Here is an 18,397-nt window from a genome sequence, read left to right on the forward strand (position 1 = left end):
CCCGCGTGCGCGGGGAGCAGCGGGTGGGAGCCTTCCGCCTGCCCGGTGGCGCGGGGCCATCCCCGCGTGCGCGGGGAGCAGGTCGACCACCTCGGTGAGGCGGGTACGCACCCGGGTCCATCCCCGCGTACGCGGGGAGCAGCCTCGTTGACCTGCGGGTTTATCTGCGCCAAGGGCTCAAATCTGCAACTAGTTGAGAAACAGACAAACCAGACACCGAACCTCCGTGGTCACCCTGGAAGAGTCACACGGGTTCCCGGCCGGCACAAGGCGACCGAAAAACTCCCCGATCACCGTTCCCCCGGCCAGAGGAAGCGCTGGGCTCGTTCCCACACAACACTCTCCCCTTCGGGCCGGTAGATACAGATATCGAAGGAATCGGCGACCACCTGTCGCAGCTCGGGCAGACCTCCCCGAATAGCCCCCACAGCCCGGGCCTGCACCAACAGGTTGCCCACGGCCGTACCCTCCGCCGGCCCAGCGATCACCGGCAGGCCGGTGGCCTCGGCGGTCAGTTGACACAACAACGAGTTCCGCGCCCCTCCCCCGACGACGTGCACCACCTCGACCTCTTGGCCGGACAGCTCGGCGGCCTGTCGTACAGCCCGCCGGTAGGCCAGGGCCAAAGAATCCAGCACGCACCGGACCACCTGAACCGGATCGGTGGGTGGCGGTTGGCCGGTCTCGGTGGCGAACTCGGCGATCCTGGCCGGCATGTCACCGGGTGGCGCGAACCGGGGATCGTCCACATCCACCACGCATCTCAGCTTCGGCAGACGAGCCGCCCGCTCCAACAGGTCGGCCAGATCCACGTCGAGCCCTTGGGCCTGCCAGGTGCGCAAAGACTCCTGCAACAACCACAGCCCGGTCACGTTGCGCAGGTACCGGACGGTCCCGTCCACACCGAGTTCGTTGGTGAAGTTGGCGCCCCTCCCCTGCTCGGAGAGCACCGGCCGATCCAGCTCCACGCCCACCAGCGACCACGTCCCCGAGGAGATGTAGGCGAAGCGCGGGGTGCGCGCGGGCACGGCGACCACGGCGGAGGCGGTGTCGTGGGAACCCACCGCGACCAGTGGCGTCCCGGTGTCCCTCACCGTTCCGATGATGTGACCGGGATCGACCAGGTCGGGGAGCAGACCCCTGGCACGGACCCCGAAGGTGTCCTCCAGCAGCTCCAGGCAGGGCTCGGTCCAGTGACGCCCCCGCACGTCCAGCAGCCCGGTGGTGGAGGCGTTGGTCAGCTCCGCCACCTTCCGGCCGGTCAACCAGTAGCCCAGCAGGTCGGGGATCAGCAGCAGGTCGCGCGCGGCCGAGAGCTGGGCGCTTCCGGCGGCGGCCACCAGTTGGAAGAGAGTGTTGAAGGGCTGCACCTGGAGCCCGTTGACCGCGTACAGGTCCGCGGCGGAGAGGTGCTCGAAGACCCGCTCGGGCACACCGTCGGTGCGCCGGTCGCGGTAGTGGACGGGGTTGCCCAGCAACGCGCCGTCGGCGTCGAGCAGGCCGTGGTCCACGGCCCAGGAGTCGATGCCGGCGGAGGCGAGTGGGCCATGAACCCGGGCCGCTTCCGCCAGTCCGGTGAGGGCTCCGGAGTACAGCGCCAACACGTCCCAGTGCAGTCGTTCGCCCACGGCCACCGGGGTGTTGGCGAACCTCACCGTCTCCTCGGTGCGCAGGACACCGTCGCGCAGGTGTCCGGTGATCACCCGGCCGTTGGAGGCGCCCAGGTCGATCGCGGCGTGCGGTCCCACCGCGCTCACCTCAGGAACGCGGCGGCGACCCCGCCGTCGACGGGCACGTGCAGGCCTGTGGTGTGCGCCAACTCCCCCGCACTGAGCGCGAACACGGCATTGGCCACGTGTTCGGGCAGTACCTCGCGCCCCAGAAGGGTGCGCTTGGCGTAGAAGGCGCCCAACTCCTCTTCGGGTACCCCGTACACCTTGGCGCGCTGGGCGCCCCAGCCTCCGGCGAAGATTCCCGAGCCGCGCACCACCCCGTCCGGGTTGACCCCGTTGACCCGGATGGCGTGCTCGCCGAGCTCGGCCGCCAGCAACCGCACCTGGTGAGCCTGGTCGGCCTTGACGGCGGAGTAGGCGATGTTCTTGGGCCCGGCGAACACCGCGTTCTTGGAGGCGATGTAGACGATGTCGCCGCCCATGTCCTGCTCGATCATCAGGCGCGCGGCCTCGCGGGAGACCAGGAAGGACCCCTTGGCCATGACGTCGTGTTGCAGGTCCCAGTCGCGTTCGGTGGTCTCCAGCAGCGGCTTGGAGATGGACAGTCCGGCGTTGTTGACCACCAGGTCCACTCCGCCGAAGGCCAGGGCGGCGGCGCGCAACGCCTCGGCCACGGCGTCGGCGTCGCTCACGTCGCAGCCCACCCCGACGGCGGTGTCGACGCCGCCGAGTTCGGCCGCGACCTCGGCGGCCTGTTCGGCGTCCAGGTCGGAGACGACCACGCACGCGCCTTCGGCGGCCAGGCGGGTCGCGATGGCCTTGCCGATACCGCTCGCGGCTCCGGTGACCAGGGCGACCCGGCCTGCCAGGGCCTTGGGCGCGGGCAGCCGCTTGAGCTTGGCTTCCTCCAGGGCCCAGTACTCGATGCGGAACTTCTCCGACTCCTCGATGGGCCGGTAGGTGGACACGGCCTCGGCACCACGCATCACGTTGATGGCGTTGACGTAGAACTCGCCGGCCACGCGCGCGGTCTTGGCGTCCTTGCCGAAGGAGAACATGCCCACCCCGGGCACCAGGACGATGGCGGGGTCGGCGCCGCGCATGGCCGGGCTGTCGGCTCCTGCGTGGCGTTCGTAGTAGGCGCGGTAGTCCTGGCGGTACTCCCGGTGGAGTTCGCGCAGGCGCTCGACCACCCGCTCCAGGGGTGCTGTGGCGGGCAGGTCCAGCACCAGGGGACGGACCTTGGTGCGCAGGAAGTGGTCGGGGCAGGAGGTGCCCAGGGCGGCCAGGCGGGGGTGTTCGGCGCGGGCGAGGAAGTCCAGGACCTCGTCACTGTCGGTGTAGTGGCCGATCTGTCGGTGGTCGGTGGAGGCCAGGCCGCGGATCACCGGGGCCAAGGCGGCGGCGCGCCGCGCGCGTTCCTCCTCGGGCAACGCCTGGTGCCCGTCCAGGACCGGACCGAAGGGCTCGGGTCGGCCGTGTTCGGCGAGGAAGCTCTGGGCGGTGCGGATGATCTCCAGGGAGTTGGCCTCGCACTGCTCGCTGGTCCGGGCCCAGGTGGTGATGCCGTGTCCTCCCAGGATCGCGCCGATGGCGTTCGGGTTCTCCTGGGCGATGCGGGCGATGTCCAGTCCGAGTTGGAAGCCGGGCCTGCGCCAGGGCACCCACACCACGCGGTCGCCGAAGCACTCGCGGGTCAGGCGTTCGCCGTCGGCGGCGGTGGCCAGGGCGATCCCGGAGTCGGGGTGCAGGTGGTCCACGTGCGCGGCGCGCACCAGCGCGTGCATGGCGGTGTCGATGGAGGGCGCGGCCCCACCCTTGCCGAAGAGACAGTGGTCGAAGGCGGCGACCATCTCGTCCTCGCGTTCCTCCCCCGGGTAGACGTCGGCGAGGGCGCGCACACGGTCCAGGCGTAGGACGGCCAGTCCGTCCTCGGTGAGGGTTCCCAGGTCGCCACCGGAACCCTTGACCCACAGCAGGTCGACGGGCCCGCCGGTGACGGGGTCGGTGGCGCTTCCGGCGGCGGAGGTGTTGCCGCCCGCGTAGTTGGTGTTACGTGGGTCGGCCCCAAGGGCGTTACTACGTGCGATGAGCTGTGCGACGACGGGATCGGACACGGTGTTTCCCTGTTCGGTGTCGTGGTGTTCCGGTTGTGCGGGTCGGCCGGGGCCGCTCATGCGCCCCATCCGGCCTGGGTTCCGCCCTTGCGTTCGTCGGCGACCCGCTCCACGTACCCGGAGGCGGCGTGGGCGGCCATGGGGTCGGGGTGCAGTCCCTGTTCCTCGCGCAGTCCGGCCAGGAGGGGGCGCACGTCGGTGTTGTAGGCGTCCATCAACGCGGCGTTGGCGCCCAGCACGTCGCCTGAGACCTGCGCGGTGGCCAGGGCCTCGGCGTCCACGAGCAGGGCCTTGGCGGTGGCCTCCTGCACGTTCATCACCGAGCGGATCTGTCCGGCGATCTTGGGTTCGATGTTGTGGCACTGGTCGAGCATGAACGCGACCTCGGTGTCGGTGGCCAGGGCACCGCCGCGCACCACCTCGTACATGATGCGGAAGAGCTGGAAGGGGTCGGCGGCGCCGACCATGAGGTCGTCGTCGGCGTAGAAGCGCGAATTGAAGTCGAAGGCGCCGAGCTTTCCGGCGCGCAGCAGGAACGCGACGATGAACTCGATGTTGGTGTGCGCCGCGTGGTGGCCGGTGTCCACACACACCACGGCCCGCTCGCCCAGTTCGAGGCAGTGGGCGTAGGCGGTGCCCCAGTCGGGGACGTCGGTGGCGTAGAAGGCGGGTTCGAAGAGCTTGTACTCCAGCAGGATCCGCTGGTCGCCGCCCAGCCGGTCGTAGACCTCGCGCAGCGCTTCGGCGAGGCGGTCCTGGCGGGCGCGCAGGTCGTCCTGGCCGGGGTAGTTGGTGCCGTCGGCGAACCAGAGCTTGAGGTCGCGCGAGCCGGTGGCGTCCATGACGTCGACGCACTCCAGCAGGTGGTCGATGGCCTTACGGCGCACCCGGGCGTCGGCGTTGGTGACGCTGCCGAGTCTGTAGTCGTCGTCCTGGAAGACGTTGGCGTTGATGGTGCCGATGTCGGTGCCCAGGTCGCGGGCGTGGGCGGCCAGGGCGGCGTAGTCGTCCACCTTGTCCCAGGGGATGTGCAGGGCGACGGTGGGGGCGACCCCGGTGTGGCGGTGCACCTCGGCGGCGTCGGCGATCTTCTCCCAGGGGTCGCGGGGCACCCCGGGCTGTCCGAACACCTTGAATCGGGTCCCGGAGTTGCCGAAGGCCCAGGAGGGGAGTTCGATGTGCTGGCGGCGCAGGACCGCGAGGGTGTCGGGGTGCGAGACGGCGTCCGATGTGACCACGATGGGGCTCCGTTCAGGTGGGGTGGGATCGCGGAGCTCGCGATCATTGAATCGTTTCATTCGCGTATCGCAGAAGCTATCCCGCCACCTGGAAGGGTGTCAACAGTCACCCTTACCCCCGCGGCTCGGGCAGTGCACGGCTCGCTGCTTACAACGTTTTACCCACAGGTCGCACCGCTCCCCCGCAACCGACCGGCCCCATACGAAGGGAGGGCCGGGGCTGCTCGCCCCGACCCTCCCTCGACCTTCCCCCGGTCCCCCGACCTATCCGCGCGCGGCCAGGGTACGGCTGCGTCCGCGGAACTCGGCGACGATCTCCTCGCCCCGCCGGACGGTCACGTCGTAGACGCCACTGCGCCCGTAGACCACACGTTCCTCGGCGGTGGCCACCAGCACATCGCCCTCATGGGCCGGCGCCACGAACGTGACGTCGGCGCCGGAGGCCACGGTCACCCCGCCGCCGTCCACGTTGCAGGCGCACGCGAACGCGGTGTCGGCCAGGGTGAACAGCAACCCGCCGTGGGCGATGTCGTAACCGTTGAGCATGAGCGGTCCCACGACCATCTCCACCACCGCGCGCCCGTCGGTGGCCTCCAGCAGGCGCATGCCCAGGTTCTTGGAGGCACGGTCGGTCTCGAACATCCGCCAGGCGGTCTCGTTGCGCCCCTTGGGCGCCTCGGCCCCGCTCACGAGTCGAAGTCCATGGTCACGGCGTCCGTCACCGGCAGCGACTGGCAGGCCAGCGCGTACCCGGCTTCCACCTCGGCGGGGGTGAGCGCGTAGTTGCGCACCATCTCGACCTCACCACCGCACACCTTGACCCGACAGGTCCCGCACACCCCGCCCTTGCAGGCGAACGGCAGGTCCGGGCGGTAGCGCTGGGCGGAGTCCAGTACCGGTACGCCCTGGGGCAGGGTCAGCGTGGTGGTGCGACCGTCCAACACGACGGTGACCTCGCTGGCGGGCCCCTCGACCTCGGGGTCCTCGTGTCGGGCCTGGGGCGGCGGCTGGGCCCCCTCGACGAAGAACAGCTCCTGGTGGACGCGTTCCCCGTCCACCCCGTGCTCGGCCAACACCCGCTGGGCGTCGGTGACCATCGGGTAGGGACCGCAGATCCACCAGTGGTCGACGCCGTCCGCGGCGATGATGGTCGACAACAGGGCGTCCAGTTTGGCGCCGTCCAGGCGCCCGGTGAACAGCTCCGACTCGCGCGGTTCGCGGGAGAGTACGTGCACCAGTTCCAGGCGCGGCCCGAAGGCGTCCTTGAGGTCGGCCAGGTCGTCGGCGAACATCACCGTGTCGCTGCGCCGGTTCCCGTACAGCAGCGTGACGTGGGAGCCGGTGCGGCGCAGCAGCGAAGCGGCCATGGACAGCACCGGGGTGATGCCCGAACCCGCGGCCACGAGCACGTGCCGGGCGGTCTCGGTCAGGTCGGGGCTGAAGCGGCCCGTGGGCGCGCCCACCTCGATCTCGTCGCCCGTGCGCACTTCGCGGACCAACCAGGTGGAGAAGAGGCCGTCGGCGACCAGACGCACGCCCACGCGGGGGGCCTCGCCCACCGCAGCGCAGATCGAGTAGCTGCGACGCTCCTCCACCCCGTCGATCACACGACGCAGGGTCAGCGACTGCCCGGGCGCGAACGCGAACACCTCGGCCAGGTGGTCGGGGACGTCGAAGGTGACGGCGACGGCGTCCTCGCACAGGCGCTCGACGGCGGCCACGCGCAGCCGGTGGAACGCCGCCCGGCCGCGTCCGGCGGCGGGGGCGGTCTCGGTGACGGGTGTGGTCACGGTCAGATCTCCTTGACGTGCTCGAACGGTTCGAGGCAGGACCGGCAACGGTGCAGCGACTTGCAGGAGGTCGCGCCGAAGCGGGACAGTTCCTCGGTCTCGGCCGACTCGCACAGCGGACAGCGCGGGACGGTTCGGGTGGGCAGCAGGGTGAGGGGGACGGGGCCGGCGGGCCGTTGGGGCGCCCCGCCCGGCGGCGAGATCCCGTTCTCGGTGAGTTTGCGTCGCCCCTCCTCAGTGATCCAGTCGGTGGTCCAGGGCGGGGAGAGCGTGGTGCGCACCCGCACGTGTTCGAACCCGGCCGCGCGCACGGCCGTGTCCACGTCCACGCGCATCTCGGCCAGGGCCGGACAGCCCGAGTAGGTGGGGGTGATCCACACCTGGGCGGTGCCGTCCTGCGCGAGGTCGACCTCGCGCAGGATGCCCAGGTCGGCCAGGGTCAGCATGGGAAGTTCGGGGTCGGTGACCGCGGCCGCCGCCGTCCAGACGCGCCGACGTGCCTCGGTCCGGGAAACGGTGGCTACCATGTCGCCTCCGGGTGCTCGCGGGCCACCCTTTGGAGTTCCTCCAGCAGGGGCGCCAGTTCGTCGGTGTGCCGGCCCTCGCGTCCGGCGATCTCGGCCGGGGGGAAGGTCTCGGGTACCGCCAGCGTGGCCGCGGTCAGTACCTGCGACAGGACCTGGTGGACCTCCTCGCGCACCGTGGCCGGATCCACCGCCGCCCCCTGCTCGGCCAGGGCGGACTCCACCGGGTGGGTGGCGAAGAGTTCACCGGTCATCGGCCACACGTCGGCGACCGCCCGGGCCATGCGCTCGTGCGAATGCTCGGTACCGTCACCCAGGCGCAGCGCCCAGGAGACCGCGTACTCACGGTGGTAGGCCAGTTCGTTGACGCCCTTGGCGGCGATGGCCGACAGCACCGGATCCTTGCTGTCCGCCAGGCGGGTGAACAGGGCCAGCCGCCAACTGGAGAGCACGAGCAGCGTGGCGACGCACCGGGCGAAGTCACCGCGCGGGGCCTCGGTCAGGTGCACGTTGCGGAACTCCTCGGGGTCCCGGTGGTAGGCGAAGGCGTCCTCGTCGCGTCCGGTGCCGTCGGCCTGGCCGGCGCGGGCCAACAACAGGCGGGCCTGGCCCAGCAGGTCCAGGGCGATGTTGGCCAGGGCCACCTCCTCCTCCAGTTCGGGGGCGTCGGTCACCCAGTGGGCGAGCCGCTGCGCCTGGACGAGGGCGTCGTCGCCGAGCATCTGGCAGTAGAGGGCCAGGTCCTGGCCGTCGACCCCCGCGGGAAGGGTCGTGTCCACACCCGCGAGCGCCTCGGTGAAACCGGTGCCGAAGGCCCATCGCGAGTCGCTGTCGTGTTCCTCGGTCAGGCCGGTGAAGATGTTGTCGCCACTCATGTCGTTCCTTTGAAGCCTCGTGCGTCCCGGTGCGTGCGCGCTAGATGTGCGGGACGTCCTCGGGGATCGGATAGAAGGTCGGGTGGCGGTAGACCTTGTCACCGCTGGGCGCGAAGTAGGGGTCCTTCTCGTCCGGGCTGGAGGCGGTGATGTTCTGGGCGAGCACCACCCAGATGCTCACGCCCTCGTTGCGCCGGGTGTAGAGGTTGCGGGCGTTGTGCAGGGCCATCTCGTCGTCGGGGGCGTGCAGGGAGCCCACGTGGACGTGGTTGAGGCCGCGCTTTCCGCGCACGAAGATCTCGTACAGGGGCCATTCGGGCCGGGCCGGGCCGGCGTTGTCGGTGTTGCTCATGCCGCGACCTCCCGGACGCTCTTGTGCTTGTTCGCGTACGCGGTGGCGGCCTCGCGGACCCACGCACCGTTGTCGTGGGCGGCGCGACGCCGTTCCACACGCTCGGCGTTCTTGGGACCGTTGCCGGAGATGACCTGTTTGAACTCGTCCCAGTCCGGCTCACCGAAGTCGTAGTGGCCGCGTTCCTCGTTCCAGGCCAGGTCGGGGTCGGGCAGGGTGACGCCCAACTTGTCGGCCTGCGGGACGGTCATGTCGATGAACTTCTGGCGCAGGTCGTCGTTGGTGTCGATCTTGATGCCCCACGCCAGTGACCGCTGGGTGTTGGGCGAGTCGGCGTCGGGCGGGCCGAGCATCATCAGGGACGGCCACCACCAGCGGTCCACGGATTCCTGGACCATCGCGCGCTGGCCCTCGGTGCCGTCCATCATGCGCATGAGCAGCTCGTAGCCCTGCCGCTGGTGGAAGGACTCCTCCTTGCAGATGCGCACCATGGCGCGGGCGTAGGGGCCGAAGGAGGTGCGGCACAGCGGGACCTGGTTACAGATCGCGGCGCCGTCGACCAGCCAGCCGATCACACCGACGTCGGCGTAGCTCAGTGCCGGGTAGTTGAAGATCGAGGAGTACTTCTGGCGGCCCTCGATCAGCCGTTGGGTGAGGTCGGCGCGGTCCACGCCGAGGGTCTCGGCGGCCGCGTACAGGTACAGGCCGTGCCCGGCCTCGTCCTGGACCTTGGCCAGCAGGATGGCCTTGCGGCGCAGGCTGGGCGCGGACGCGATCCAGTCCCCCTCGGGCTGCATCCCGATGATCTCCGAGTGCGCGTGCTGGGAGACCTGACGGATGAGGGTCTTGCGGTAGGCCTCGGGCATCCAGTCACGCGGTTCGATGCGCTGGTTGGCCGCGATCCTGGCGTCGAAGTCCGCCTGGAGAGCCTCGTCGGCGCCGGGGGGCGCTTCCTGGGCCGTGGTCGACATTGATCATTCCCCATTCATAACCGAACGTTCGGTCAGTAATTAGTATCTCCGGAAGTTCCTGCTCAACGCAAGCCCCTGGCGGGGGTGCGCGCCGCGAACCCGGCGCACACCCCCGTGAGGACTACCTTCCGGTGAAGGTGGGCTTCTGTTTGGCCAGGAACGCGTTGACCGCGCCCCTGTGGTCGGCGGTCTCCCCCAGCTGGTTCTGCAGGTCCGCCTCCTCCTCCAGCAGCTCCGCCACCTCAAGGCCGCCCTCGGCCGCCGAGCGCACCTCGCGCTTGGCCGCCACGAAGGCGGCGGTGGGCCCCGAGGCCAACAGCAGGGCCACCTCGCGAGCGCGCGTCTCCCAGTCCTGGTCGTCCACCACCTCGGTGACCAGGCCCAACTCCAGGGCGCGATCCGCGACCATCATGGTGCCCAGCAGCAGAAGCTCCATCGCCCGGGCCTGGCCCAGGTTGCGCACCAGACGCATCGCCAGCCCCGAGTCCGAGCCCAGCCCGACCCCGGTGAAGGCGGTGCCGAACTTGGCGCGACGAGCCGCCACCCGCACGTCACCGGCCAGGGCGAGCCCCATGCCGGCGCCCACGCAGGCCCCGCCGATCCCCACCACGACCGGCACCTGAATGCGCTCCAGGGCCAGCACGATCGGGTTGTAGTGCCGTCGCACCGTGTCCAACGCCCCGACACCGGAGGAATCCTCCAGGAACCGCGCGTGCTCGGCCAGGTCCTGGCCCACGCAGAAAGCCTTGTCCGATCCCAGGAACAGCACCGCGCGCGCGGTGGTGGACTCGGCCGCCCGGTTCACCGCCTCCAGCAGCTCCTCCTTGACCCGAACGGTCAACGCCGGAGTGTTCAGCCGGATCGTGGCGAGCCCGTCGGTCTCCTCGAACCACGCCGCCTTGTCTTCGCTCACGCTTTGTCTCCCTCGTCCCAGATGTGGAAACCCTCGCCGCTCTTGCGGCCGAGCCTGCCCTCGGCGACCTTACGGCGCAACAGCTCCGGAGGGGTGAACCGGTCCCCCAGTTCGGTGGCCAGGTACTCGGCGATGGCCAACCGCACGTCCAATCCGACCAGGTCGGTGAGCTTGAGCGGTCCCATGGGGTGGCGGTAGCCCAGTTCCATGGCGGTGTCGATGTCGGCGGGCGAGGCCACACCCTCCTCGACCATGCGGATCGCCTCCAGGCCCAACATGACGCCCAGGCGGCTGGTGGCGAATCCGGGGGCGTCGCGCACCACGATCTCGGTCTTGCCCAGTGCGCCCACCCAGCCGCGCACCGACTCCAGCACCGCCGGGTCGGTCTCGGGCACGGTGACGATCTCCACCAGCTTGGAGGCCGGGACCGGGTTGAAGAAGTGCGTGCCGAGGAACCGGTGCGGACGCTTGAGCGCGGCGGCCAGTTCGGTCACCGACAGCGAACTGGTGTTGGAGGCCAGTACCGTCTCCTCGCCCACGGCCGCCTCGGCCGCGGTGAGCACGGCGATCTTCAGCTCGGGTTTCTCGGGCACGGCCTCGATGACGATCCCGGCCTCGGCGGGAATGGCGGCGGTGTCGGTGACCGCGTCCATCCGCGCCAGGTAGAGGGCGGGTTCGAGGTCGATCTTGCCGCGCTCACGCGCCTTGTCCAGCCCGGCCACGACCCGACCCCGGCCCGCCTCGGCGGCTTCGACGGTGGCCTCGACCAGCACCACGCGCGCGCCGGCCATAAGGAACTGCTGGACGATACCGGCGCCCATGGTGCCGCCGCCGATGACGGCCACGATCTCGGGCACGCCCTGTGGGGTGATCTCGCTCAACGCTTCTTCCTCTCCAGGAAACGGGTCATGCGCTCGTGCTTGTCGGCGCTCTCGAACAGCACCGCCTGGACCAGGTCGTCGGCCAGCGGGTGCGCCCCGTCGGCGTCCAGGACCATCTTGGTCATGCGCAGAGCCATCGGCGAGGACGCCGCCATGCGGTCCAGCAGGGCGTGGGCGCTCTCGCGCAGCTCCTCGGTGGAAACGATCCGCGCGATGAGTCCGTGGCGCAGCGCGGCCTCGGCGTCCAGCCGGAAGCCGCCCAACAGCACCTGTTTGGCCACCGAGGCGCCCACCAACTCCTTGAGCCGCCAGCACGCGCCGGCGCCGGCGATGATGCCCAGGCCCGGCTCGGGTTGGGCGAACACGGCGGTGGGGGTGGCGATGCGGATGTCGCAGGAGTAGGACAGCTCGGCCCCGCCGCCCAACGCCCAACCGTCGACCGCCGCCACGGTGGGCGCCGGCAGGCGGTGCAGCCGTTCGAACAGCCGGCTGTTGATCCCGGCCAGGGCCTCCTCACGGCCGCGTTCACGCAGCTCGGAGATGTCGGCTCCGCCGGCGAAGACCGTGCCGTGCCCGGTCAGCAGCAGGGGCTTGGGATCGGCCTCCAGTTCGGCGCACACCCGGTGCAGTTCGGCGATCATCCGCCCGTTGATGGCGTTGCGGGCCTCGGGGCGGTGCAGCTCGACCACCGTGCGGTCCTCGCGCCGCTCCACCAACAGGGTCTCGAAGTCCTCGTCGTTCTCGCTCATACACGCTCCAACAGAAGCGCCGCACCCTGGCCCACGCCCACGCACAGGGTGGCCAGGCCGCGCCGCACGTCCTCGCGTTCCATGCGGTTGAGCAGGGTGATCAGGATACGGGCGCCGGAGGAACCCAGCGGGTGGCCCAGCGCGATGGCGCCGCCGTCGGCGTTGACCCGGTCCTCCTTCAGCCCCAGCTGACGCATCACGCCCAAGGACTGGGCGGCGAAGGCCTCGTTGAGTTCGATCGCGCCGACCTCGTCCAGCTTCCAACCGGCACGGTCCAAGACCTTGCGGGTGGCCGGGACCGGACCGAGCCCCATGACCTGGGGGGCGACCCCGGCCGAGGCCGAGGAGACCACGCGGGCGCGGGGCGTGAGGCCGTACCGTTCCACCGCGTCCGCGCCGGCCAGGACCAGGGCGGAGGCTCCGTCGGAGAGGGAGGAGGAGTTGCCGGCCGTAACGATGCCGCCCTGGCGGAAGACCGGACGCAGTCTGCCCAGGCTCTCCATGCTCGAACCCGCGCGCGGGCCCTCGTCGGCGGTGACCTCGTGGGTCGCACCCTTGCGGCCGTGCACGGTGACCGGGACGATCTCGTCGTCGAAGCGGCCGGCCTCGGCGGCAGCGATGGCGCGCTCGTGGCTGCGCAGCGCGAAGGCGTCGCACTCCTGTCGGCTCAGCCCCTCCAGACGCGCGACCTCCTCGGCCGTCTCGCCCATGGAGAGGGTGTAGCGCAGCTCGTCTGGGGAGGCGTCGGCCGGCACCCGGGCGTCGACCTCGGCGAAGCGGGGGTTGGTGAAGCGCCATCCCAGGGAGGTGTCGGCGACCTCGCCCGGCTTGGCCCAGGGGGTGCCGGGCTTGGCCATCACCCAGGGGGCGCGGGTCATCGACTCCACACCGCCGGCGACCACCACGTCGGCCTCACCCGAACGGATGGCCTGCGCGGCGGAGGAGACGGCGGTCAGGCCGCTGGCGCACAGCCGGTTCACGGTGTAGCCGGGCACGCTGGGGTCCAGTCCGGCGAGCAGGGTCGCCATGCGCGCCACGTTGCGGTTGTCCTCACCCGCCTGGTTGGCGGCGCCGAGGATGACCTCGTCGACGACCTCACCGGGCACGCCACCGCGGCGGACCACCTCGGACACGACCCGGGCGGCGAGGTCGTCGGGGCGCACGGACGCGAGAGCGCCCCCGTATCGGCCCTGAGGGGTGCGAACCCCGTCGACCACGTAGACGTCGCTCACGAACGGCCTCCCATGTTGAGCGCGGTGGCGTGCGCCACCGCCTGGTGTGAACTCATCGACACATCTCCTTGACACGGCAGGTCGGAGACTGGATAAATGCATTAGTAACCGACCGTTCGGTCAGTAAGCAAGTCGGTCCGGCCCTTGACAGGGCCGACCCACACCCGTCACCGCGCGGCGGACCGCCCACCCACCCAGGCTTCCGGCCTGCGCGGGCCACCGCGCACCGTACTCGGAGAGGCCCATGGCAAGCCAGGACACCACCACGCAGCCGGCCGGCACCGCGATCCCCCGACGGCTCGGACAGGCCCCCGCACCCGAGTCGCTCGACCCGGCCGAACGCATGAGCGTCGACGAGCTCCGCGCGTTGCAGCTCGACCGCATGCGCTGGACCCTGGAGCACGCCTACACCAGCGTGCCCCTGTACAAGCGCAAGTTCGACGAGGCAGGCGTCCGCCCCGAGGACCTCAAGACCCTGGAGGACCTCGCCCTCTTCCCCCACACCACCAAGGCCGACCTGCGCGACAACTACCCCTTCGGCATGTTCGCCGTGCCCCAGGACCGGATCAGCCGCATCCACGCCTCCAGCGGCACCACCGGCAAGCCCACCGTGGTCGGCTACACGCGTGAGGACATCGACGTCTGGGCCGAGGTGGTGGCCCGCTCCATCCGCGCCGCCGGCGGGCGCCCCGAACACAAGGTGCACGTCTCCTACGGCTACGGCCTGTTCACCGGCGGCCTCGGCGCCCACTACGGCGCCGAAAGACTCGGTTGCACCGTCATCCCCGCCTCCGGCGGCCAGACGGCCAAGCAGGTCCAGCTCATCCAGGACTTCCGCCCCGAGATCATCATGATCACCCCCAGCTACATGTTGACGCTGTTGGACGAGTTCGAGAATCAGGGAATCGACCCGCGTTCCACCTCGCTCCGGATCGGTGTCTTCGGCGCCGAGCCCTGGACCGAGAAGATGCGCCGCGAGATCGAGGAACGCTTCGACATCAACGCCGTGGACATCTACGGCCTCTCCGAGGTCATGGGCCCGGGCGTGGCCAACGAGTGCGTGGAGACCAAGGACGGCCTGCACATCTGGGAGGACCACTTCTACCCCGAGGTCCTGGACCCCATCACCCAACGGGTCCTGCCCGACGGCGAGAACGGTGAACTGGCCTTCACCTCGCTGACCAAGCAGGCCATGCCGGTCATCCGCTACCGCACCCGCGACCTGACCACCCTGCGCCCGGGCACCGCCCGCCCCATGCGCCGCATGGACAAGGTCACCGGCCGCAGCGACGACATGATCATCCTGCGCGGGGTCAACGTCTTCCCCACCCAGATCGAGGAGATCGTGCTGGGCCTGGACGGTCTGGCGCCCCACTTCCAGCTGGTGCTCACCAAGGAGGGCCGCCTGGACCGCATGTCCGTGCGAGTGGAGGCCGCGCCCGACTGCACCACCGACCGCCGTGTGGTCCTGCGCCGCGAGATCACCGCCACCATCAAGGACAAGGTCGGGATCAGCGTCACCGTGGACGTGGTCGACCCCGAACGGATCGAACGTTCGGTGGGCAAGTTCCGCCGCATCATCGACCAGCGCCCCAGGGGCTGACACCCCGACGATCCGGGTCCCCGGCCCCGGGACGCGCCCTATCGGGTCAAGCCCTCCCCCTCCACCAAGGGGAGCGCGCGCCCGCCCACGTGGACGTACTCGTGCCCCGATTCCAGGGCGTAGAAGGTGACGGGGACCCAGGTGCGCTGTTCTTCGGGACGGAACAGGTAAGCGCTTTCACCCCGCGGTGCCAACGGGTGGGCCTTGGGCGGCTCGGGTTCGATCCCGGGCAGTCCGCTCAGGTCGACCACGCGCAGCACGAGCCGTTCACCGGTGCCGCGCACCTCCAGTCGCTGCACGGCGTTGCGATAGGTCCCCAACAGCGGCAGGTCCTCGGCCTCCGCCACGAAGCCGGATCCGGATTCGGGTTCGGGGTCGGACACGGGAACGGGCGCCGGACGGATCCGCACCCCCGCCACCTCATCGAACACCTCCGCGTACAGCTCCTGGTACAGATCACGGGCCTGTCCACCGTTGGTCAACAACGTCACCGCCAGACCGGCCTCCGGCAACAGGCGCAGGAAGGCCGACTGTCCGATGGTGTTGCCGTCGTGCCCCACCAGCCGGTGCCCGCCCCAGCCGTAGCGGATCCAACCCAGGCCCCAGGAGTCGCCCAGGGTGTCGGGTTCGGGCAGGTCCACCGAGTGCCCCGTCATGGCCTCGACCGACTCCGGTGAGAGCACCCGTTCGCCCCCGACCGTGCGGCCACCCCGCAGGTGCATCGCGGCGAAGGCCAACACGTCCCCGGCATTGGCGTGAACCAACCCCGCGGGCCCCATGGACCGCGGGAGCCCCCACACCGGGGCCGGCACGGCGTCGGGCAGACCCCTCACGTGCCCCACCGCGGCCCCGTACAGCAGCGCCTCCTCCGGCAGGGTCCCGGCCCGGGCCAACCCCAACGGGGTGTACAGACGCTCACGCATGGCCTCGTCCCACACCCGCCCAGTGAGCTTCTCGATGATCCGACCCAACAGCGGGAACCCGGAGTTGCAATAGGAGAAGGTGGCGCCCAGCGGATGAGTCGGTTCGGAGTCGCGCAACCGCTCCACGTAGCGCTCCAGGGCGTCGTCGCCGCGCCCGGTGTCGGTGAACAGGTCACCGTCGATGCCGCTGGTGTGGTTCAACAGGTGGCGGACGGTGATCCGCTCGGCGTGCTCGGGGTCGGCCAGACCGAACTCGGGCAGCACCTCGACCACCGGGGTGTCCAAGGAGAGCAGCCCCTCGTCGACCAGACCCATGACGACGGTGGCCGTCCACACCTTGGTGATCGACCCGATCTGGAACACCGAACCGATCTCGACGGCGTGCCCGGTCCCCGTATGGAGCACCCCGTACGCGCTCTCGGCCACTTCCTCACCGCCGTCGGCGCCCAGGCGCAGGATCCCGAGCTGGGCGCCGGGCACCCCGTGCCGTTCTGCCAGGGCGGCCAACCGCCCGCGCCAATGCTCGACGTCGATGGGGGTGTGCGCGTCTTCGGGCACGGTGATCCCTTCCGGTGTTTCGTGGGGAACCCGCGCCGGTGCGCGGGTCCGCCGCAAGGTTAGAACCCGGCACCCGGGCCCACAAGAGCCCCGTGGAGCACGGCCGGTGCTGGTCGGGCGGCGGGCCACGCGTAGGGCGGGCGTGCCCGTGCCGATGCTCCGCTCATCGACCCCCTGGCCCACGTCCCTTCACCCCGGCGCCACGTGTTGTGCATCTGCCCATCACCGGAGGCGTGATCCAGGGTGAATCGTCATTGAGCTCGGGCTCACACACCCTGCAACCTGGGAGGGAACCCATCACACCGCGCCTGGAGCCCTGCCCGCATGCTCGACCTCAAACTCACCCGCGCACGCGTGCGCACCCTCGACGACGCCCACCCCCACGCCACCACCGTGGGCATCGTCGGCGGCCGTGTCCTGGGCCTCGACGACGACGTCGCCGACCTGCCCGCGCGCGCCGAGGTCGATCTCGACGGCGCCACGGTCGTCCCCGGCTTCAGCGACGCCCACAACCACATGGCCTGGTTCGGGCAGTCCCTGACCGAACTGCCCCTGGAGAACGCCACCACCCCGACCGAGCTCTACGAAGCCGTCGCCGCCAAGGCCGCCACCCTGCCCGAGGACGCCTGGATCATCGGCTCCGGCTACGACGACACCGTGCTCGGCGCCCACCCCGACCGCGCGGCCCTCGATCGCGCCGCGCACGGCCGCCCCGTCTGGCTCAAACACCGCTCCGGTCACATGTGCGCGGTCAACAGCACCGTCCTGCGCCTGAGCGGCGCCGAGGACGCCCCCGACCCCGAGGGCGGCGTCATCGTCCGCGACGACCGCGGTGTGGCCACCGGTCTGCTCCAGGAACGCGCCCAGGAAATGGTCACCGCCCTGGTCATGCCCTACCCCGTCGACGAACTCGCCGATGCCCTGGGACACGCCTCCCGCGTCTACGCCGCCGAGGGCCTCACCCACGTCGTCGAGGCCGGGATCGGATGCGGACTCGTCGGCCGCTCCCCCGTGGAGGCCGCCGCCTACCAACGAGCCCGCGACCAGGGCCTGCTCCTGCCCCGAGTGGAACTCATGGTCGCCGCCGACAACCTCCACACCCTGCGCACCCACCCCCGAGACACCATCACCACCGGGCTCGACCTGGGTCTGCGCAGCGGCTTCGGCGACGACCGGCTACGCCTGGGCCCGATGAAGATCTGGCTGGACGGCTCCCTCATCGGCCGCACCGCCGCCGTCACCGAGCCCCTGTGCGGACACGGCCACAGCCTCTACCAGAACCCGCCCGAAGAGATGCGCGCCCTGGTCGTGGCCGCCCACCGATCCGGCTGGCGCGTGGCCGCCCACGCCATCGGCGACGACGCCATCGACCTGGCCCTGGACGCCTTCGAGGAGGCCCAACGGCGTCACCCGCGCCCCGACGTGCGTCACCGCGTCGAGCACGCCGGGATCGTGCGCCCCGACCAGCTGCCCCGTATGGCCGCCCTGGGTGTGATCCCCGTCCCCCAACCACGCTTCCTGCACACTGTCGGCGACGCCATGGCCGCGTCGCTGGGCCCGGACCGGGTCCCCTGGCTCTACCGCCATCGTTCCTTCCTCGACCACGGCATCCGCGTGCCGGGCAGTTCCGACCGCCCGGTCGCCCCCGGCGCCCCACTGCTGGGCATGGAGTCGATGGTCGAACGCACCAGTTCCGAGGGCGCGGTCCTGGCCCCCGACGAACGCGTCACCCCCGAACAGGCCCTGCGCGCCTACACCCTGGACGCCGCCTGGGCGAGCCACGACGAACACCACCGTGGCAGCCTCACCCCCGGCAAACTCGCCGACCTGGTGGTCCTGGACCGCGACCCGGTCGAGACCGCCGACCAGGGCATCGGCTCCATTCGGGTCCTGGCGACCCTGGTGGGCGGCCGGCCCGTCCACGGCGCCGACGCCCTCGGTCTACCGAACCGGGCGACCGCGCACCACGGTGCCTGAGGGCCCACCCGAACCCCGAAC

The 18,397-nt window shown here is 70.7% G+C and carries 16 protein-coding genes; 2 read left to right on the plus strand and 14 right to left on the minus strand.

Translation table 11 applies throughout. The annotated features are described in order from the left end of the window. Positions 1–290: 290 nt before the first annotated feature. The 13 genes from BQ8420_RS25155 to BQ8420_RS25215 all read right to left on the minus strand — a co-directional run bounded on the left by BQ8420_RS25155 (position 291) and on the right by BQ8420_RS25215 (position 13,315). Positions 291–1,748, minus strand: a complete 1,458-nt coding sequence (locus BQ8420_RS25155) for a rhamnulokinase family protein (RefSeq protein WP_087101845.1) — start codon at positions 1,746–1,748, stop codon at positions 291–293. A 5-nt stretch (positions 1,749–1,753) separates the two neighbouring features. Continuing rightward, positions 1,754–3,859: a bifunctional aldolase/short-chain dehydrogenase gene (locus tag BQ8420_RS25160; RefSeq protein ID WP_087101847.1), complete on the minus strand. Its 2,106-nt coding sequence runs from the start codon at positions 3,857–3,859 to the stop codon at positions 1,754–1,756. Then, positions 3,847–5,028 (minus strand): L-rhamnose isomerase, encoded by a 1,182-nt coding sequence (gene rhaI, locus BQ8420_RS25165; RefSeq protein WP_087101849.1) that lies wholly within the window; start codon positions 5,026–5,028, stop codon positions 3,847–3,849. Before rhaI ends, BQ8420_RS25160 begins: the two co-directional genes overlap by 13 nt. Before the next feature lie 264 nt (positions 5,029–5,292). After that, entirely contained in the window at positions 5,293–5,670 is a 378-nt protein-coding gene (gene paaI / locus BQ8420_RS25170) for a hydroxyphenylacetyl-CoA thioesterase PaaI (protein ID WP_087102054.1), read from the minus strand. Between the two features lie 44 nt (positions 5,671–5,714). Then, a complete protein-coding gene (paaE, locus tag BQ8420_RS25175) occupies positions 5,715–6,818 on the minus strand; it encodes a 1,2-phenylacetyl-CoA epoxidase subunit PaaE (protein ID WP_087101851.1) in 1,104 nt (367 codons plus the stop codon). Between the two features lie 2 nt (positions 6,819–6,820). Beyond that, the gene (paaD, locus tag BQ8420_RS25180; protein ID WP_087101854.1) at positions 6,821–7,345 is read right to left on the minus strand and encodes a 1,2-phenylacetyl-CoA epoxidase subunit PaaD; all 525 of its coding nucleotides are present in this window, start codon (positions 7,343–7,345) and stop codon (positions 6,821–6,823) included. Further along, positions 7,339–8,217 (minus strand): 1,2-phenylacetyl-CoA epoxidase subunit PaaC, encoded by an 879-nt coding sequence (gene paaC / locus BQ8420_RS25185; protein ID WP_087101856.1) that lies wholly within the window; start codon positions 8,215–8,217, stop codon positions 7,339–7,341. The genes paaD and paaC overlap by 7 nt, the downstream gene beginning before the upstream one ends. A 40-nt stretch (positions 8,218–8,257) precedes the next feature. Next, the gene (gene paaB, locus BQ8420_RS25190) at positions 8,258–8,569 is read right to left on the minus strand and encodes a 1,2-phenylacetyl-CoA epoxidase subunit PaaB (protein WP_087101858.1); all 312 of its coding nucleotides are present in this window, start codon (positions 8,567–8,569) and stop codon (positions 8,258–8,260) included. Further along, positions 8,566–9,540 (minus strand): 1,2-phenylacetyl-CoA epoxidase subunit PaaA, encoded by a 975-nt coding sequence (gene paaA / locus BQ8420_RS25195; protein WP_087101860.1) that lies wholly within the window; start codon positions 9,538–9,540, stop codon positions 8,566–8,568. The genes paaB and paaA overlap by 4 nt, the downstream gene beginning before the upstream one ends. Before the next feature lie 121 nt (positions 9,541–9,661). Next, positions 9,662–10,453 carry an enoyl-CoA hydratase/isomerase family protein gene (locus BQ8420_RS25200; RefSeq protein ID WP_087101862.1) on the minus strand — a complete coding sequence of 264 codons (792 nt, stop codon included), beginning with the start codon at positions 10,451–10,453 and terminating at the stop codon, positions 9,662–9,664. Then, positions 10,450–11,334, minus strand: coding sequence for a 3-hydroxyacyl-CoA dehydrogenase family protein (locus BQ8420_RS25205; RefSeq protein ID WP_087101864.1), 885 nt, complete (start codon positions 11,332–11,334; stop codon positions 10,450–10,452). Before BQ8420_RS25205 ends, BQ8420_RS25200 begins: the two co-directional genes overlap by 4 nt. Then, positions 11,331–12,083 carry an enoyl-CoA hydratase/isomerase family protein gene (locus tag BQ8420_RS25210; RefSeq protein WP_087101867.1) on the minus strand — a complete coding sequence of 251 codons (753 nt, stop codon included), beginning with the start codon at positions 12,081–12,083 and terminating at the stop codon, positions 11,331–11,333. The genes BQ8420_RS25205 and BQ8420_RS25210 overlap by 4 nt, the downstream gene beginning before the upstream one ends. Beyond that, positions 12,080–13,315: a thiolase family protein gene (locus tag BQ8420_RS25215; protein WP_087101869.1), complete on the minus strand. Its 1,236-nt coding sequence runs from the start codon at positions 13,313–13,315 to the stop codon at positions 12,080–12,082. Before BQ8420_RS25215 ends, BQ8420_RS25210 begins: the two co-directional genes overlap by 4 nt. A gap of 244 nt (positions 13,316–13,559) precedes the next feature. On the opposite strand from BQ8420_RS25215, the gene paaK reads away from it, so the two are divergent. Then, complete coding sequence (gene paaK / locus BQ8420_RS25220) at positions 13,560–14,918, plus strand: phenylacetate--CoA ligase PaaK (RefSeq protein WP_087101871.1); 1,359 nt, start codon at positions 13,560–13,562, stop codon at positions 14,916–14,918. A gap of 38 nt (positions 14,919–14,956) precedes the next feature. Here paaK and BQ8420_RS25225 read toward each other — a convergent pair whose 3' ends face one another. Then, positions 14,957–16,399: a serine hydrolase gene (locus tag BQ8420_RS25225; protein WP_087101873.1), complete on the minus strand. Its 1,443-nt coding sequence runs from the start codon at positions 16,397–16,399 to the stop codon at positions 14,957–14,959. 324 nt (positions 16,400–16,723) lie between these two features. On the opposite strand from BQ8420_RS25225, the gene BQ8420_RS25230 reads away from it, so the two are divergent. Then, the gene (locus BQ8420_RS25230) at positions 16,724–18,376 is read left to right on the plus strand and encodes an amidohydrolase (protein WP_087101875.1); all 1,653 of its coding nucleotides are present in this window, start codon (positions 16,724–16,726) and stop codon (positions 18,374–18,376) included. Positions 18,377–18,397 lie beyond the last annotated feature (21 nt).

Origin of the sequence: Nocardiopsis sp. JB363 (assembly GCF_900143625.1) — a bacterium.
Lineage (GTDB): Bacteria > Actinomycetota > Actinomycetes > Streptosporangiales > Streptosporangiaceae > Nocardiopsis.

What these genes read in the sequence shown, in the direction of transcription:
- BQ8420_RS25160 (WP_087101847.1), bottom strand. Translation starts at nt 3,859, where the DNA reads ATGGGGCGCATGAGCGGCCCCGGCCGACCCGCACAACCGGAACACCAC.
- paaI (WP_087102054.1), bottom strand. Translation starts at nt 5,670, where the DNA reads ATGTTCGAGACCGACCGTGCCTCCAAGAACCTGGGCATGCGCCTGCTG.
- paaD (WP_087101854.1), bottom strand. Translation starts at nt 7,345, where the DNA reads ATGGTAGCCACCGTTTCCCGGACCGAGGCACGTCGGCGCGTCTGGACG.
- paaC (WP_087101856.1), bottom strand. Translation starts at nt 8,217, where the DNA reads ATGAGTGGCGACAACATCTTCACCGGCCTGACCGAGGAACACGACAGC.
- paaB (WP_087101858.1), bottom strand. Translation starts at nt 8,569, where the DNA reads ATGAGCAACACCGACAACGCCGGCCCGGCCCGGCCCGAATGGCCCCTG.
- paaA (WP_087101860.1), bottom strand. Translation starts at nt 9,540, where the DNA reads ATGTCGACCACGGCCCAGGAAGCGCCCCCCGGCGCCGACGAGGCTCTC.
- BQ8420_RS25210 (WP_087101867.1), bottom strand. Translation starts at nt 12,083, where the DNA reads ATGAGCGAGAACGACGAGGACTTCGAGACCCTGTTGGTGGAGCGGCGC.
- paaK (WP_087101871.1), top strand. Translation starts at nt 13,560, where the DNA reads ATGGCAAGCCAGGACACCACCACGCAGCCGGCCGGCACCGCGATCCCC.
- BQ8420_RS25230 (WP_087101875.1), top strand. Translation starts at nt 16,724, where the DNA reads ATGCTCGACCTCAAACTCACCCGCGCACGCGTGCGCACCCTCGACGAC.